The organism is Desulfogranum marinum (genome assembly GCF_963675105.2).
Classification (GTDB): domain Bacteria; phylum Desulfobacterota; class Desulfobulbia; order Desulfobulbales; family Desulfobulbaceae; genus Desulfogranum; species Desulfogranum marinum.
Genome location: NZ_CAXXRO010000004.1, coordinates 1,401,864 through 1,419,736 on the forward strand (window position 1 = coordinate 1,401,864; position 17,873 = coordinate 1,419,736).

Sequence of the window (17,873 nt, forward strand, 5' to 3'; positions counted from 1 at the left end):
TGGAAATATTTTTTCTAAAATGCATAAGTTCACTATTTGGTAAATATATTGAAAGTAGCAATATTCTCATTATATCATTTATAGACCAAAAAAATAAGTTGTTATTATTTCAACTCTCCTCGGGCTTATTTCCCGCTGCTTGCTGCGAGAAAAGAGAGCAGGTAGCTATGATAGCAATCAAGGCAATTCTCATCCAATGCTACCAGCTTCAGCACCTTGCTCATAAAGCCGGACCATACGTCTCTCTTCGACAGTATCGTCAAGTGAAGATGTTATGAGGTAAGGTTAACCGATGGCAGGCATCTGCTTACTTGAGATGTTTCCTGTGAAGGTTTCTGGGCAGAATACGTAACAAATCCTCCCCAGCAAAAGTCAATATCTTTCCACTATATGTTGACCTCGTGTCTACAGAAGATGTAAAATCCTGTAGTTGACTTGTAGCCGTTGCAACGCCACATGTACTCCATAAAAGATCACAAAAAAAACTGCTACATTGTGACGCAAACCACCACTTGTCCTACAAATTCAAGAAGTTACACTATACCTCTGCCGCCGCTTTAATTCAAATATTTTTCAGGATTCCGAGGATTTACCCCATACTTGCATTGATAGTGTTTTCTTTTTGCTGAGCAAAGGGAAAAGGCAAGTTGCCAATATTTTGTGCCGGAGGGCACAGCCTGCTGTTAACCCTATCGGGTTGTCAGGAAGAGGGGGCTGTTACGAGTTGGAATTAGAGATGCTTCCGGATGATCTTGGACGGCATAAACTTGCTGGATTTTAAAGATGCCCATAGGGCTTAGCTGATGTAGAATTTGAAAGGATTAGCTACTTCCTGACACCCTCAGTCAATTATTTTCCAGAAAATATAATAGTAGAATATTGTATTGTCTATTTTAAATGATAGGGCAGCGCACAGGTATCATTCTGATTCGTCTCTCCCCTTTCAGTCACTTTCCTTCCCAAAAAAAAATAGAGAAAGAATGTAACCTTTTTTATACCGTACTGTTGTATCTATAGAAAGCTGTTAACGTAGAACTCTACAGGGCATAACCGTGGAAAAAGTAGCTACATATCAACGGTTTTATACGGACCAGAAGAATCGGCTTTTCAGTTACCTGTTTTTTCGGTGTGGTGACAGAGAGGTCGCCAGGGATATTACCCAGGAGAGTTTTACCCGCCATTTTAAGCAGTATGGCACTGCGCAGAAGACACTCATCCCCAGCCTGCTGTTTACCATTGCCCGTAATGCGCTGGTGGATTACCAGCGCAACCGATATAAGCAAAATACTTTAAACCTGCCTCAGGTTGTAATTCCGGATGAGGAGACGACGTTTATCCGTAAAGAAGAGCGTTCGCGTATCCTGCAGGCAATGGAAAAACTCCCTGAAAAGGACCGAGAAATACTCACGCTGGCAGTGGGGGGGATGGCCTATAAGGATATTGGTGCTCTCCTGGATTTGAGTCTTGCCAATGTAAAAGTCCGTGTCCATCGGGCAAGAAAAACACTTAGAGAGCTACTACGCAACAAGGTGCAATAATGGAACAGTTCATAAGTATGTACATCGATGACGAACTCTCCCTGCATGAAAAAAAGCTGTTTGTAGATCAGGTTGCAACAAACAAGCGATACCGGGAAGAGGTGTTGGAACTGCTCGAGCAGGAGAAGCTGCTGGCTGGTGCATTGATGCATGATGTGCCTGATCTGGAGATGCCGACCATGAAAAGAGCAAACACCTGGCACTCGCTTGGCCTTGGACTGGCAGCATGTGTGGTGCTCTGTTTTACTTTTTTTGCGGGATCGTTTTTTTCACCAACAGCTGACCAGCCAGCTGGCAAGAGTGTTGCTGCGTTGCAACCTGCACCAGTCCCGCATCGTTTTGTCATCTACCAGCAAGGTTCGGCGCAGGTGGAGATAACAGGCAGTTTTACTGACTGGCAAAAGGTGGCCCTCGTGCCGTCCGGTACCAATGGGTACTGGGAGGTAACCTTGCCAGTGGTATCTGGTGAACACAGGTATACCTTTATCGTCGATGGTAAAAGGCTTGTTCCAGATCCAACTGTGGATATCCAGGAGGCAGATGATTTTGGAGCAATTAACTCGATTTTAGTCGTGGAGGGTAAGGCATGACTACTTGGTTGAGAGCAAACTGGATTGCGGGGTTGTTGTTTGTGTGCCTGCTATTTTTTTCGGGCTGTGCACCCAAACATTCTATTCGGGTCGCTGGAGATTCGATCACCGTCTATTGCGAATATCCTGAAGCGAAAAAGGTTGTCTTTGCATCATCCGCTGATCGTTTTCAACTGCATGAGGCAGCTCAAGCAAAGGGTGATAGCTGGGTGGTTACTGTGCCAAAGGCAAAAGAGTTTACCTACTTCTATATGGTCGACGGGGTCGTTACCTTGCCTGAGTGCAGATATACGGTGATGGATGATTTTGGTGGGAAAAATTGTTTTTTTTCTGAAGAGTTGTAACCCCTGTGCTGTTTAGGCGTTGTATTAGTAAAGATGAAAAAAAACTGTTGTTATTGAGCTTAATAAATTGCCGTTTCATACGAACGTGGTGGTTATGACAAGTAACTTCAACTCTCAGGAGAAGAAGCGATGAAAAATATATATGTCGTTTTAATTGGGATGTTTTTTGCGACCTGCTCACTCGCTTTTGCAGATGAGCCGGTTACAGATGCTGTTGAATTGCAGCAGCGATCGCAGACGCGAGAGATGGCACAATTCATTGTTGATCAAGAGGAATTGCCGGCTCTGTTAAAGGCGATGGAACGACAACGTTTCACCCATAGCAATCAGGTTCGGGTGCAGAAGGTTATACAGGACGCTAAGCAAGAAGGACTCCCGACCCAACCTTTAGCTGATAAAGTGTATGAAGGCATTGCCAAAGGTGTAGATGAACAGAGGATTGTTCAGGCGATGACCACAGTGCGAAACAGATACGCTTATGCCTATCGTCAGGTTCGGCAGTTAGTAGATGATGCCGAGGATGCACAGGTTTTGGGCAAGGTTGTTGCCGAAGCGTACACCGCCGGATTGAAACAACAAGATTGCGATAAGATTGTGGAAGAATTGCAAACCCGTTTACAGACAATGACCCGTCAGGAGTCACGAGAGCTAGCTCTTGAGACAATGCTCACAACCAGACTAATGGCACGGCGAGGAGTTGAATCAGTGACTGTTAGTGACGTAGTGGTCAGCGCTTTGGAGCAGTCATATGACGATGCAGATATGCAGCAGATACAAAAGGCTTTCATGGGAAGGGCACTAAACGGTTCTGCCCAGGGGATGGCCACGCAGCTTGGTGAGCACATTGGTTCTGGAGGGGCTGCTCAAGATTTCGGGAAGTCGTCAGGTTTTGGCCAGTCTCATGGTGATGGGGCAGGATCTGGTGGACAGGCCGGCGGTGCCGGCGGAAATTCAGGTGGTTCGTCTGGTAATGGTGCTGGTAGCTCTGGAAGTTCAGGAGGTTCAGGGAGTGGCTCCAGTGGATCAGGCGGGAGCAGTGGCGGATCGGACGGCTCTGGAGGAAGTAGCGGCGGCTCCGGTGGCTCAGGCGGCGGAGGCGGATCAGCTGGGAGTAGTGGAGGTTCCGGTGGCTCAAGTGGCCAAGGTGGGTCATCCGGCAATAGTGGTGGCGGAAAGGGACGATAATGAGATCGCCTTTAAATAGGAAATAGGAAATAGGAAAAAGGAAAAACATTAAAAAGGAAGGAATTGTTATGAAAATTGTTGTTGGCGTTATTGTTGCTGTATCGTTGTTATTGTCCGTTCCGGTTATGGCTTTTGAGATGGCTCAAGATACTATCGTTTTAGATAAAGAATCTTATGGACCAGCAACAAACTCCGGTGATGGCGTTCCTGACGGTAGCGGTTTTGACGATGATGCTCGCTCCAGCAAAAGAAAATAGTAAGTAGGAAACATATTGGTAATATACTTTTAGCCTAGATGTTTTATCTCACCGTATTCCTAAGCCTTGTCGGTTTGAGAATACGGTGTTTTTTTTTGTGGGCTGATGATGAACTGCTCACTTATGTACCAACATTTTGCCTGGTACATCTTTACGTGTAGGACCATGGACGAGCGATAGCTGCCGTTTGTTAGTCGTCCCTAATAAAAATATTGACTTTATATTTCAATTCAATTAAATCTCGCTCCTTATAGATATTAGGTATACCTAAAAACAATAGCCGGAGCGAAAAATGAGTGCAAACATTGTCCTTGCAAACATGCAGGCAGGAATCACCTATCAAGTAACAGGTTTTAATACCACGTCTGAGGACTATGCCACCAAGCTGTACAAAATGGGATTTGTCGAGGGGACTCCAGTGGAGCTTTCTTCGGTGAAAATAGCAGACCCGATTGTGGTCCAGATCAGGGGCAGTAGAATCGCATTACGAAAAAAAGAAGCACGCCAGGTGCTCGTTCGGGAGTGCAACAATGCATAAGATAGAAAGAATTGCTATTGCTGGTGTGCCTAATTGCGGCAAGACAACGCTTTTCAACAGCCTGACAGGTGCCCGGCAGAAGGTCGGCAACTGGCCTGGAGTTACGGTGGAAAAGATAGAAGGAACATTCCCGCTTCAGGAAAGCCGGGTTGAGCTGGTAGATTTGCCGGGGACTTACAACCTCAGCCCGGACACTGAAGACCAGAAAGTAGCAGAGCGGGTTATTCGAGATGGTGAGTATGACTTGATTATCAATGTCGTGGATGCGACCAACCTGTCTCGTAACCTGTATTTAACCATGGACCTCAAAGAGCGAACCAACCAAATCATTGTCCTGCTCAACATGGTTGATGTTGCTGAGAATGAAGGTATTGAAATTGATATTGATCGGTTGAGCAAAGATCTCGGCCTGCCGGTTATTCCTGTTGTGGCAGTGGACAAGTCCTCCGTAAAAAAGGCAGTGGTTGCTATCGAACAGCGTGTCGCCGACCTGCCGGCCCATGATTCTCATGTGTCGACTAAAGAAGTCATGGATACGGTAAAAAAGTATGCCCACATCGACGCCATCTGTGGACGGGTTGCCCGTGAGAAGAAAGACCGCAGCGAAAACCTGACCACCAGAATTGACAATGTTGTCATGAACCGTTTCGCTGCAATTCCGATCTTCCTTGCCTCAATGTTTGTCACGTTCTGGTTTGCCATAGGTCTTGGCTCTGTATTTATTGATTTCTTTGATATTATTGGCGGTTTGCTTTTTGTTGATATACCCGAAGCGCTTCTCTCTGCCGTTGGTAGCCCTGAATGGCTTACGGTAGCCATTGCAGGCGGTATCGGGGCCGGGTGTCAAACCGTGGCAACCTTTATTCCTGTCGTTTTCTTCATGTTCCTGGCTCTTGCCATCCTGGAAGATTTGGGATACATGGCCCGTGTTGGCGTTGTTGCAGACAAGTTTATGAGAAAAATCGGTTTGCCCGGCTCAGCTTTCATCCCCATGATAGTTGGTTTTGGTTGTACGGTTCCTGCCGTGATGGCGGCACGGACCCTTAGCAGCAAAAGAGACCGTTTTATGACCATATTTATGGCACCATTTATGTCCTGTGGTGCCCGCCTTCCTGTGTATGCTCTTTTCTGTGCAGCTCTCTTTGGTGCGTATTCTGGTTTAGCCGTGTTTCTGATTTACCTCAGTGGTCTCTTTATGGCCATCCTCACTGGATTCTTTTTGAAAAATACGCTTTTCAAAGGAACACCGTCCCATTTTGTAATGGATCTGCCTCTTTATCATGCCCCACGGGTAAGTGCGGTTTTCAAAAGTTCTTGGCTGCGTCTTAAGTCCTTTATCAAAAGAGCCGGTACTATTGTTGTCACAGCAGTTTTTATCCTCAGTCTGATTAATTCCATTGGCTATGAAAATGGTGAAATGAGCTTTGGTAATGAAGACTCGCAATCCTCGATACTCGCTCATGCTGGTAAAGCCATATCGCCGGTATTTGAACCCATGGGCATTACAAAAGATAACTGGCCTGCGTCGGTAGCTCTTTTTACCGGACTTTTTGCCAAAGAGGCCATTGTCGGTACCGTGAACGCACTCTATTCCTCAATGGACATGAACCAAGCAACGGTAGCGGAAGTAGCTGAGGAGCCGGCTGAACTTGATATAGGCGGGACAATAACCGAAGCCTTTACCACCGTGGGTGAAGGATTAGTGGGTGTGATCAGTAGCATAGATTTACTCGGCCTGGGGCTGATAGCCGAAGACCAAGAAACGATTTCTGAAGAAATTGGAGCGAGCTCCTCTGTTTACAAGCATATTGCAGCAAATTTCACCGTATTCTCTGCCTTTGCCTATTTGCTCTTTGTTCTCATGTATTTTCCTTGTCTTGCAGTTATCGGCGCAGCCCGTCAGGAAATGGGAGGCTACTATGCAGCGGTAATGGCGATTTATGCCACCTTGCTGGCCTGGGCAGTGGCCACTTTCTTTTATCAGGTGACTGAAGGGCATAATGTCCTTTATATTCTGCTCTCTTTGCTCACTTTGGTTGGCATTTATGGTTGGTTGTATCTACTGGGCAAGAAGGAGCAGGAAAAGACGCCGGCACTAGCTCCGTTGCCAATAATTAAAAATTGCTCTTAAGTTTCAGCCAGTAATGAAAGTCTGACGTTTCATTCTTTATGTAAACACTCAATACAACCTTTCATTTTATCTGAATGGAAGGTTGTATACTGTGAATTTCCCGATTTTGGTCAGGGGCCGTGTCATCTTCTTCTCTTCCTTTCCTGCCGTAAAAACAACTGCTGACTTTCAGGGCAATCCGTTTTACATTTCTATGCGTACATTTATTTATTGTTAATTTTTCATTGAGGCAGCCCATGACTTCCCTTGGATCATCACCAGCCATTGAATCAGATGCGTTGAAAGCAAATCTCCAGGAAACAGCTGGTGAGGTGGAGATAAACCCGACGTATATGCCTCTCTATGAGATAATCAGTGGCTATAAAGGGCTGGCGACCAAGATCGAGACGCTGTTGTATGAAATCAGCCATCCTTACCGCAACTGGAAAATGCTTATTCCTGAGCTGCGGGCCTTTGCTCTGAAGAATTTGCATCATTACCGGAAGCATGAGCAGGGGCCGCAATCGTTTGCCTTGTTCACCAGTATATTTTTTGAGGCCCTGGAAGATTCCTATAAAAATGAGCAAATGGTCTCTCGGATCATTGAAGCGCTCCTTGCTTATGCCGATAAACTGGTGGCATCGTTGGGGCCGGAATCCCTGCCTCTGTATGAACAGGAACTCAATCTCTTTTTTAATAAGCTGCACCGTCTCGATGCAAACAGACCCGATATTATGATGTTTATTGTCCAGGGGCATCATCCGGTGCGTAAGATTGCCGAATGTGTTTTAAGCCTGTGGCAGGAGATGGAGGAGAAAGCTTTTCACCTTGGGGAACTGGCAATTTTGGTGCAGGTAATCCTCAAACGAAATTATGAATACTGGCTGAGCGAAGAGGACCCGCTTCCCTGGTTTGAAGCCAGATGTGGCGAGTATTGCAAAAATTGGCATGCTGGGGATTACCTGGTGGCCATTTCCCACAAGCAGATACGGATCCATCAGGAACGTTTGCAGCAGGTTGATATTGTCGATGATCCGGAAACGGGTTTGGTCACTATGGCTGGATTACCGAACCACATGGACATTGTTCGTCTTTACCGGAGCATCCCTTCCCATCTGGTTGCCGACCCGATTGATGAGCTTGAGGCCCATTTTATTGAGAACAGGAAGTTGCTGTTTCTTTTTCGGATTATGGAGACAGACGGTTTGCGTCTCATTCATGAAGAAACACTGCGGGAGATCAATCGATCCCTGGTACAGCTTATTCGCAGCCAGAGTTTTGAAGAGATTGAACGTTTTTTTACCACTACCTTTCAGCTGCTCAAGGCAAATGTGCGTCGTTATCCCCATACCTCTCTGCAGTGTATTCAGGTGATCGGTAACGAAGTTTTTAAGCGGGGCAACTCAAGTCTGGTGGAGGCTTTTTTGTGGGAGGCTGTCCGGTTTGGATTTCAATATGCAAATGTTCGCGGCGTGGATGAGGATTGGCAACCCATTGCTAACCCCGCTCATTTAAGTAATATCAGGATCTGGCTCAATTTGATCCAACAGGAGCCCAAATGGTGTGCCACCCTGTTTTCCGCCCTGATTATTAATATTCGTATCAGTGGGGTCTGTGTAAAAGATACAGACCTGTTCCAGCGAGATATCACTGACCTGCTCAATCATCCCATTGAGCCGATCTACAATCTTGCCAAGCAGTTCACCAAGCTCATGCCCGTCTTCTTTAATGAAATAGGGGCAGAAGGCGAGTTGCGTGATGTCTCAACCGAGATTGATGAGCTCCACAAGCGTAAGGATCTGCTTATTCATTTTTTGCGCAAACAGGCCCATGTAGAATCAAGTAATCTGATCGTAGGCTTTATCGAGGCAATATTTACCTTCTGGATCACGCTTGATAAGGCTTATTTAGAAGAATACCTGCCCATAGAAGTGCTGGAGCAGGTGGAAGAGAGCGGTTTATTTGTTGATGATCAACATAGGCTGGCGCTGCGTATCAAAGAGCAACTTCGCTTTAGCAGGATGGAGCAGATACTGGATTGGGATGATAGTGACCGGCAGCAGTTCCTGGCAGCCCAAAACGATATAGCCAAGGATGAACTGAAACGGTTTAACCTGCTGGTGAAAATGTATAAGTTGCTCCATCAGAAATATCATCTCAGCCTGCCGGAACTGCATCTGCAATTGCAGTATGCCATCCAAAATGGATTTCCGGAGCTGGAAAATTTGATGGATATCCTGGCAGAAGATGATCCTTTCCAGTGTCTTGATGCATTGTTGGGGCAGCTTGAACACCTGCGCCAGGTTATACTCAGCGAGGAGCGGTTTGAACCTAATGAAGAAATTTACTACAAACGGCATATTGCGGTCGATATCCCATCGGTATATGGACGTTACAGCGAACGTAAATTTGATGCCCTTGGTTTGACCTTTCGTCTGGAAAGTCTGGCTAATATTTATCTTGAGCGGTTGTTTGAAACCGTTAACCTCTCATTTATCACCCAGGCAACCTTTATTCATATCCTGAAGTGTCTCCGTTTTTTTTCCAGAGCCCTGCAGATCGACGGTATCACCAGTAGACGGTTGGATACCTACAGCAACCTGCTGGCGTCTTCCATTGGCATTAAACGGTTTTCTTACACCCAGCACCTCGACATCATGCGTGGTCTGTCCGAAGGGGTAAAAGATATTATATATGCCTATTATACCAACATTCATCAGAATAATTTGTCTATTGTGGTGCCTCAGGTAGGGCGGGAAAATTTGCTCGGCAAGTATTGTTCCCTTTGGGATGAGGAGAATATTCCGGAGACAGTCCTCCGGATATCCGAGTCTTTTTTTAGGGAACTGATTTCCACTGCCTTTGGATTGCAGCATCTGGATAATTTTATCGGCAAGATTATCCAGACCCTGGAAGCCCAAAAAGACATTCTTGACGAGGATACCCTTGATCTGTTGATGTCGTATAATCCAGAGAAGGCGATCAGTGCGCTTCACGACGAAAACATGCGCACCCACAACCTTATTCATCTTGGCAATAAGGGATTTAACCTGGTGGTTATGGCACGGGATGAAAAACCAGTGCCGCCGGCCTTTATTATTACCACTGAAATTTTTCGTTGCTACGAAGCGGTGCGTAAGTTTGACCGTGCCAGAGATGAGTTCATGCAACGGGTTCGTGGTTCGATCACGGAAATTGAAAAATTGACTGGGACCGTGTTTGGTGGTGTGGATCGGCCACTGCTGCTTTCTGTTCGATCCGGTTCGGCCATGTCCATGCCTGGAATGATGACTACCATCCATAATGTGGGCACCAACGAAGAGCTGGTGGAGGAATTTGTTGCTCTGCATCCGGATTCGGCTGCTTTTGCCTGGGATAATTATCGTCGGTTTTTGCAGTCCTGGGGTATGTCTCACGGAATGGACCGGGAAGATTTCCAGGAGTTGATGAATGAGCAAAAAGAGCGGCAGAATGTCCGCTTGAAAAAAGATTTTTCTCCAGAGGCGATGCATGAGCTGGCACTGAGCTATCAGCAGGCGATCCGCAACCGGGGATATGGGATGCCGGAAGATCCCTGGCTGCAGCTTATCGGTGCGGTTGAAGTGGTACTGGATTCATGGAATGCTCATAAGGCAAAGGAATATCGGCGGTTAATGGATGTTTCAGACGACTGGGGAACAGCGGTGATTGTCCAGGCCATGGTGTATGGTAACATTAGCCCCCAGGCCGGCAGTGGGGTGTTGTTTACCGCCCACCCTTACCGCAAGGTTCGTCGGGTTGCTCTTTGGGGAGATTATGCCCCTGGTGATCAGGGGGAGGATATTGTGTCCGGTTTGGTGACAAGTTATCCGGTTTCGGTTGAACAAGCTGAGCTTGATGGTCGTGATGAACGAAACAGCCTGGAATTGAGGTTTCCTGAAATTTATAACAGGTTGCGTGATATCAGCCGTGAACTGGTATACGAGAAGGGATGGAATCCCCAGGAGATTGAATTCACCTTTGAGGGGCCGGAACCGGAAAAACTCTATATCCTCCAGACCAGGGATATGATCACAATCAAGAAAAAAGAGCACCTTAACGTGTTTGTTGATAGCGATCTTGCCCATAATAACATTCTTACCAAGGGGATAGGTGTCTCCGGGTCAGCCATGTCGGGACGGGCAGTGTTTACCGAGGAGAACATTAAACAGTTGCGCCAGGAAGAGGATGCCGGAGACCTTATTCTCCTTCGTCAGGATACTGTTCCGGAAGATATCCGGGAAATTTCCATGGTCGACGGGCTGATTACTTCCAGAGGGGGCCAGACATCTCATGCCTCCGTGGTTGCCACCCGGTTGGAAAAAACCTGTGTGGTCGGTTGTCGCGATATGGCGGTGTACGAAGCTGAGGAATATGCGGAAGTAAACGGATGTAGGATTAATTTTGGGGACCCTGTCTCCATTGATGGACGCCATGGTTTGTTGATAAAAGGCAATTATCCCTTGCAGGAAGAGATACATATTCTGCCCTTGTAATGTGAAGAGGGGAGAAGCTGTGAAAAGCAGTTATTTGGTGGACAAAGGATATAAGATGATACATGCAGCAGGGAATTCGCCCTATGTAATAACGGTTACCGACATGACCTGTGAGCATTGTGAAAAAAGGGTACATGATATTATCAGTGCGGTGGAAGGGGTCTGTAAAGTTGAGGTCGATCTTGCCGGCGGCAAAGTAACTGTTACCGGAGGGGTAGAGCAGGACGTCGTGGCAGCTGTAAAGGAAGGAGGCTACCGGGCCTCTTCCCTGGAGAGTGACCCGGGGGGCGTGCAACAGGTGGTTAAAGGAGCTGGTAGACAAGGACGTGATAGTTTTATGGTGCATGTCGCTGACATGAGCTGTTCCAGCTGCGTGCATGCTGTAGAGAAAGCAGCGTTGAGTACGGATGGTGTGGTCAAAGCCGAGGCTGATCTGCTTGCCAAAAACGTTTTGGTAGCAGGAGGCAATCCGGATGCTGTGATTGCAGCCATTCGTGACCGTGGTTATCAGGCTGAGGCAGTGCCCAGGAAAAAGAGCGTGTCCGGTGAGGGGGAATACTGGCTTTCTGTCCGTGATATGACCTGCTCAAGTTGCGTGCATAATGTTGAACAGGCAGCGCAGGCGGTGAGCGGAGTACAGAGTGCCCAAGTGAGCCTGCTGGAAAAGAAGGTAAGGGTTGTTGGCGGTGATCCGGCAGCGGTGGTCGCAGCCATTATAGAGCATGGGTATGATGCATCCTTGCCCGAAGGAGCACCGACTGCCGGGAGTTTTATTATCCGTTTTACCAACAGGCTCGGTGAACAGGAAAAAAGTAAGATCCGGGAAATTATCCAAAGAGAAGACGGTGAGGCTGATCTGCAGATGTTCGCCGACCACTTTTTGGTTACAACAACTGCTCATCCTGCAGACGTTTTCTTTGCGCTTCACGATGCAGGCCTTGTCGGTGTTGTGGAAGAGACCTATGTAGATCCTCACTTGCAACAGGCTGCGGAAAGTCGAAAAGAGATTGTTCGTTCATGGCAGCGAGCTGTAGTCGCGGCTGGGGTGGGGGCTGTAATTATGGTTGGGCATATGGGCGGTTTTTTCCCTGCTGTACAGGACAATCAGTGGTTCTGGGGCGGTATCGCTTTGCTTTGTCTCTTCACCATGTGGTTCAGCGGTCGCACCTATTATGTAACAGCCTGGAAAATGGCCCGCCATTTTTCTTCCAATATGGATACCCTGGTAGCCCTGGGAACAGCTGCTGCATGGAGTGCGTCGGTACTGGTCATCATTAATCCCGATTTTTTACCGGGGCAGGCCAGCCACCTCTACCTGGATGCCTCGGTGATGATTCTGGCCTTTTTACAACTGGGGCATGGTTTGGAGGTAAGGGCCAAAAGAAAAACCAGTGAAGCTATCGGTTCCCTGGTGGGGTTGCAGGCCAAGACAGGGCACCTGCAACGGTCGGAAAGGACGGTTGATGTACCTGCTTCCCTCATTCGGCCGGATGACTTACTTCGGGTAAGGCCTGGTGAAAAGATACCCACCGATGGTGTGATAGAGGAAGGCGGGTCAACGGTTGATGAGTCTATGCTTACCGGTGAGCCGCTGGCAGTGAAAAAAAAAGTCGGGGACAGTGTAACCGGCGGGACCATCAACCGGGCAGGTACTTTTCTTTTCCGGGTAACAAAAAACAGCGATGAGACTGCTCTTTCCCAGATTATCAGCATGGTAAAAGCGGCACAGCTTTCCAAACCGCCCATCGGGAGACTGGTCGATAAGGTGGCTGCCGTTTTTGTACCTTGTGTAATTGCTATTGCCATTGTGACTTTCGGCATCTGGTACCTGGTGGGTCCGGAACCGAGTCCGGCCTTTGCCTTGACAGCAGGTATCGCCGTACTGGTTATCGCCTGTCCTTGTTCTCTTGGCCTGGCCACCCCTATTGCGATCATGGTGGGCATGAGCAGGGCTGCTGAATGTAATGTGTTAATCAGAAACTCTGAAGCACTGCAGACCGCCTCCTCTTTGACCCATATTGTTGTCGATAAAACCGGTACCCTCACCAGGGGCAAACCAACTGTGACTCGGGTGGTCTCAGCGGGATCAACCACAGAAGAGGAAATTTTACAGTTGGCGGCTAGTCTTGAGATACACTCCGAGCACCCCCTGGCCGAGGCAGTACTGGATGCATCTGCCGGTAAAAAAGTAATTCCTGATAGGTTGACTGATTTTACAGCCGTGGCTGGTCGGGGGGTAAAAGCGCGCAATAAAGAAGAATGGGTGTACCTTGGAAACCATCATCTGATGGCAGAACAAGGGGCCGCTCTTGATCCGCAATTACGCACTATTGCCAATGAAGAAGCTACCCTTGGCGGCACACCGATTTGGCTTGGACAAGGGCAAACAGTAGTGGGGTTACTTATTTCAAAAGATCCATTGCGCAAAGATTCGATTGAGGCCGTCAGCCAGCTGCAACATCGTGGCATTCAAGTGGTGATGTGTACCGGGGATAACCGGAAAACAGCAGACGCAGTGGCTGAACAGCTTGGCATTTCCATGGTGCACAGTGAAGTGCTGCCCCAGGAAAAGCAGGATGTCGTCAAGACGCTGCAGGATCAGGGGGCATTGGTCGGTATGGTCGGTGACGGGGTCAACGATGCTCCGGCGCTTGCCCAGGCAGATACAGGGTTTGCCATCGGCAGCGGCACCGACGTGGCCATAGAAAATGCTGATATCACCCTGACCGGTGATTCCCTGCAACACGTTGCCGCCGCTGTTGCTATATCGCGTGCTACTTTGCGCAACATAAAGCAAAATCTCTTTGGAGCCTTTGTCTATAACGCGCTCGGTATTCCACTGGCTGCCGGGCTCTTTTTTCCTTTCACAGGCTGGCTGCTGGAGCCCATGTTTGCCAGTGCTGCCATGGCCTTGTCTTCGGTCACTGTTGTTACCAACGCTAACCGGCTTCGCTTTTTTAAACCATAATAAGACGTCCATATGCACACGCTTTACGAACGGATCACCTATCTCTTTGATCCACTGCATGCCTTTTATGAACACGAGAATCTTCACCGTAAACTTTCGGCGGTTCTCGTGTTCCTTTTTTTGGTCAGTCTGCTGATTATTGAATTGAACCGGAGACATTTTTTACCCGTTCCACTGGCAGGAATGCTTCCTGCCAACCACTTTTATGCAGTGCAGATGGCTTTTTCCATTATCCTTGTATTGGAGGTGATCAGCCTGATTTTTGTTCTGCCCTGTTCTTTTTCCAGGTCGCTTGGCAAACAGTTTGAGATACTCTCCCTTATTCTGATCCGTAATGCCTTTAAAGAGCTTTCTTACTTTCCCGAACCAATTACCTATCTGGGAAATGAGGAAAAAATTCTCCATATTCTTTCCAATGGATTTGGCGCCCTGCTTATTTTCGCCTTGCTGGGAGTGTATTACAAGATTCAGGTCCGGGCAGAGGAACAAAGTAAGCCCATGGATATTTTAGGTTTTGTGGCAGCTAAAAAAGGAATTTCCCTGCTGTTGCTGGCTGCATTTGTTATTATGGGAGGGTATTCCGTTGTACAGAACAGCGTAGGGGAGGGGCATGTAGATTTCTTTCACGATTTTTATACCCTGCTCATCCTTACCGATATTCTTATCGTTCTTATTTCCCAGTGTTTTCATCCGTCCGCCAAGTTTGTGTTTCGCAATTCCGGTTATGCGCTGTCAACCCTGATGATCCGTATTGCCTTGGTGGCACCGGTATATTTTAATGTGTTACTTGGCGGTGCGGCCATTGGTTTTGCGATTCTTCTTTCTCTGATCAGTAATCATCTCTTTCCTGAAACAGTACACAGGGGATAGTTTGCAGCGACCCTGAGCCTTGTGAGATGGCCTAGCCAAAGGTCAGTCCATCCAGCATTATTTTTTTCAGTATTTCGGTAATGAATATAGGCTACTGTCGGAGTCTGCGCTTACCCATAGTCTACGCTTCCTATTCATTACATTTCTAAAAACTTTGAACCTGAGGTTGCCTGAACTGACGAGAGATCCAAGCTAGAGGTATCTGTCCGCTTCGTCTTCTTGCCCTTTGATGGGTTGTTTGGGATTTTTTTCGGCAGGTACTGATGTTTGTCTTTCCACTGGGGCAGGTAATATCGGCTGCCAGTTGAGCCACTCTTTATTGAGGGTTGCTTCCAGTTTGAAGTGGTCGCCATCTTGAGCAGGAATGCCGATGGATTCGTCACCAGGGGTTGCCAACGAAATTCCACCTTTGAGTAGGGCCTCAACCGATTCCGTGCTTATCTGCAGACCGCTGAAGACGCCACCGCTTACCTGTACTCCGCTGGAGTTCCAGAATTTTGTCCCCTTGTAGATAAGTTCTTCATATTGTGGGGTAATGTTGACTTGCACCCAGACGGATTGACGGGTCGGTGACAGCGAAAAACCAGTGACCCGGCCAACCTGTATCTGCCTGTAGTGGACGGGACTGCCCTTGGACAGTGAGCCCAGGCGTGCTGTTTCAAGAACAATGTTCAAGCCCGGTAGTGTTTTGATCTTTTCAGGCGGAGCATTGAGGACACGGAAAGTTGTTTGCAATGGACCCTTGCCCGCATGAACGGCAATATACGGACCAGAGAGCAGCGTATTAAGATTTTGAACACCTTGCAGGGTAATTGAAGGCTGAACAAGCCATACAGAGGATGTGCTTCGAAAAAATTTGACCGCATCTTGTTGAATGTGTGCTGTTGCGAGAATCCCTTTACCATCAGGTGCGATGTCGATAGAGGTGATGGTGCCGACTACAATTCCTTGATAGGTAATTTTGGTTTGCAGAGAAATCCCGGTGGCGTCGTTGAGGAAGAGCGTAATCTGCGTATCATCTGTATGTAAAGCAGCATGGTAGTTTTTATACAGCCGAAATTGGTGGGAGTCAGTTACTGCTGCCCCCTCTCCCGGCGAGAAAAAAGTTATCCCCCCCGATATAACAGAGTCAATGGGGCCTGCCTGCATATCAATTCCTTGCAAAGAGGCCCTGATCTGTATTCCTGAAAGATTATAGAACCTGGAGGTAGAAGTGACCAGATGAGCATATTTTTTATCGATAAGTACATCTATCACGACCTCATCACTCTCTGGTTGCGGGGTGAACTTGAGTGATTTGCCAACTTTTATATTGTTATACAGAACAGGTGAACCAACAGAGAGCGGTGGCATTTCGGCAGTGGAGATCTTGAGGTGCAGGCCGGGAGGCTCTAAAAAAGGATTGGCTTGGACTGCCTCGCTAAAATCATCATACAGTGGAAAACTGTGATTTTGGTCAGGAATAACTGCCTGCTGCCCCTCAGGCACGGGCGGAGATATAAAGGCGATGCCACCGGCGAGCATTGTTTGTAAGGAGGCAAGGTTAACCTTAAAGTGAGAAAGGCTCCCGCCAATCTGCACTCCCGATACATTCCAGAAAATGGTTTTGGCATGGATGAGCTTGTCATAAGGTTTATAAAGCAGGAGACTGATCTGTACGCCTTTGTTTTTCGGCGACAGGGTAATGTCTAGAATTTCTCCGACTTTGAGTTGCTTGAAAAGAACCGGGGCCCCTCTCTCAAGCGAACCGCTGTCAGATGCTTTCAGCCGAAATGTCGTTCCCTCGCGCATAACCTGATTGGGCATGGGATCAGGTTCTTCTTTGAAGTCGTTTAAGTATTCACCCTTACCAACCCTGAAGGTGATAAAATTTCCTCCCACCAGGGTCTCTATGTTGCGTATCCCCGTGATACTCACCTCCGGTTTTATAACCCAAAATTTGGTTGTTTCCCGCAAAATAGGTTCAGCCCTGGGGTCGAGAAGGATGTGAGCGGTGACCGTATGGAAAGAATCATGATTAAAGGTAAGACCTTTCACCACCCCAACCTTTAACCCCCTGTATCGTACTTCTGTTTTACCGGGAGCGATACCGTCGCCTGAGTTAAGCTGCAGGGTCATTGGTATACCGTATTCTGCAGATTCAAAATCCTTGTAGAGGATGAAATGGCTGTTTGTTGCAGCAGGGCTGGTTGTTTGTAGAGAATCATGGGTGGCGCATGTTATGCCGCCGTAAAGGAGCGATGCCATTGATTCTATGTTGACAGTCAGCCCCTGACGCAGATTACCGGTTAAAGAGAGGCCTGATGCGTTCCAGAAGCGAGTACCATTTTTTATGAGATGGGCAAATTGGGGCTGTACATAGGCACTGAATAGGATTTTGCCGTTATCCTGCAATGCATAGTCTTCTATCTGACCGATTTGTAGGTTTTTTGTGTAAATATGGGATCCCCGCTGCAGCGAGTACAGGGTATCCGATTCCAGGGTAAAGCGGAGTCCTGGAGTGGCTTGGTCAAGTGGAGGCGGGACTTCGAGACCCTGGAAATGGGTTGCTGTTTCGGTCGAATTTCCTTTCTGGGTACCGATATAAGAACCGCTTACGAGTGTCTCAATGCCGCTGATACGACCGGCAGAGACTTCGGCTTTGACAATCCAGAAGGCCGTATCCTTTACAAGGAGAGCATCTGAGCGGTTCTCCATTTCAATGATCAGATTGACGCCCTGCATGTCGTCGTCAATCTCTATCTTTTTTACTGTTCCAATGGGAATACCCTTGAAGATAACTTTTGTCTTTCCTGGAGTGATGCCTTCCGCATTTTCAAAATGAACATGGATGTCAATTCCGGCGTCACGGAAACTGGTATATAGCAGCCAGCTGCCGATGCAGAGTGCTACAAAAGGAAGAATCCATATGGGGGAAAGGATGCGTTTATGACGTTGTATGGGGTCCTGTATCATTGAT

At 47.6% G+C, this 17,873-nt stretch carries 11 protein-coding genes; 10 read left to right on the top strand and 1 reads right to left on the bottom strand.

All coding sequences use genetic code 11. From position 1 onward, the window contains the following. The first annotated feature begins 1,052 nt into the window (after nucleotides 1-1,052). The 10 genes from ACHZCY_RS15010 (at nucleotide 1,053) to ACHZCY_RS15055 (ending at nucleotide 14,914) form a co-directional block, all read left to right on the top strand. Nucleotides 1,053-1,538 carry an RNA polymerase sigma factor gene (locus ACHZCY_RS15010; protein ID WP_319549448.1) on the top strand — a complete coding sequence of 162 codons (486 nt, stop codon included), beginning with the start codon at nucleotides 1,053-1,055 and terminating at the stop codon, nucleotides 1,536-1,538. Beyond that, nucleotides 1,538-2,128, top strand: a complete 591-nt coding sequence (locus ACHZCY_RS15015) for a glycogen-binding domain-containing protein (RefSeq protein WP_319549449.1) — start codon at nucleotides 1,538-1,540, stop codon at nucleotides 2,126-2,128. Before ACHZCY_RS15010 ends, ACHZCY_RS15015 begins: the two co-directional genes overlap by 1 nt. Then, nucleotides 2,125-2,472 carry an early set domain-containing protein gene (locus ACHZCY_RS15020; protein ID WP_205221515.1) on the top strand — a complete coding sequence of 116 codons (348 nt, stop codon included), beginning with the start codon at nucleotides 2,125-2,127 and terminating at the stop codon, nucleotides 2,470-2,472. The genes ACHZCY_RS15015 and ACHZCY_RS15020 overlap by 4 nt, the downstream gene beginning before the upstream one ends. 129 nt (nucleotides 2,473-2,601) lie before the next feature. Then, nucleotides 2,602-3,657 (top strand): hypothetical protein, encoded by a 1,056-nt coding sequence (locus ACHZCY_RS15025; protein WP_319549450.1) that lies wholly within the window; start codon nucleotides 2,602-2,604, stop codon nucleotides 3,655-3,657. 68 nt (nucleotides 3,658-3,725) lie between these two features. Next, nucleotides 3,726-3,914 (top strand): hypothetical protein, encoded by a 189-nt coding sequence (locus ACHZCY_RS15030; RefSeq protein ID WP_319549451.1) that lies wholly within the window; start codon nucleotides 3,726-3,728, stop codon nucleotides 3,912-3,914. 292 nt (nucleotides 3,915-4,206) lie between these two features. After that, entirely contained in the window at nucleotides 4,207-4,452 is a 246-nt protein-coding gene (locus tag ACHZCY_RS15035) for a FeoA family protein (RefSeq protein WP_205221518.1), read from the top strand. Further along, nucleotides 4,445-6,583 carry a ferrous iron transport protein B gene (gene feoB / locus ACHZCY_RS15040; RefSeq protein ID WP_319549452.1) on the top strand — a complete coding sequence of 713 codons (2,139 nt, stop codon included), beginning with the start codon at nucleotides 4,445-4,447 and terminating at the stop codon, nucleotides 6,581-6,583. Before ACHZCY_RS15035 ends, feoB begins: the two co-directional genes overlap by 8 nt. Nucleotides 6,584-6,819: 236 nt before the next feature. After that, the gene (locus ACHZCY_RS15045) at nucleotides 6,820-11,076 is read left to right on the top strand and encodes a PEP/pyruvate-binding domain-containing protein (protein WP_319549453.1); all 4,257 of its coding nucleotides are present in this window, start codon (nucleotides 6,820-6,822) and stop codon (nucleotides 11,074-11,076) included. Between the two features lie 19 nt (nucleotides 11,077-11,095). Further along, a complete protein-coding gene (locus ACHZCY_RS15050) occupies nucleotides 11,096-14,044 on the top strand; it encodes a heavy metal translocating P-type ATPase (protein WP_319549454.1) in 2,949 nt (982 codons plus the stop codon). A 12-nt stretch (nucleotides 14,045-14,056) separates the two neighbouring features. Beyond that, nucleotides 14,057-14,914, top strand: coding sequence for a hypothetical protein (locus tag ACHZCY_RS15055; protein ID WP_319549455.1), 858 nt, complete (start codon nucleotides 14,057-14,059; stop codon nucleotides 14,912-14,914). 192 nt (nucleotides 14,915-15,106) lie between these two features. Here ACHZCY_RS15055 and ACHZCY_RS15060 read toward each other — a convergent pair whose 3' ends face one another. Next, nucleotides 15,107-17,869 carry an MlaD family protein gene (locus ACHZCY_RS15060; RefSeq protein ID WP_319549456.1) on the bottom strand — a complete coding sequence of 921 codons (2,763 nt, stop codon included), beginning with the start codon at nucleotides 17,867-17,869 and terminating at the stop codon, nucleotides 15,107-15,109. Nucleotides 17,870-17,873 lie beyond the last annotated feature (4 nt).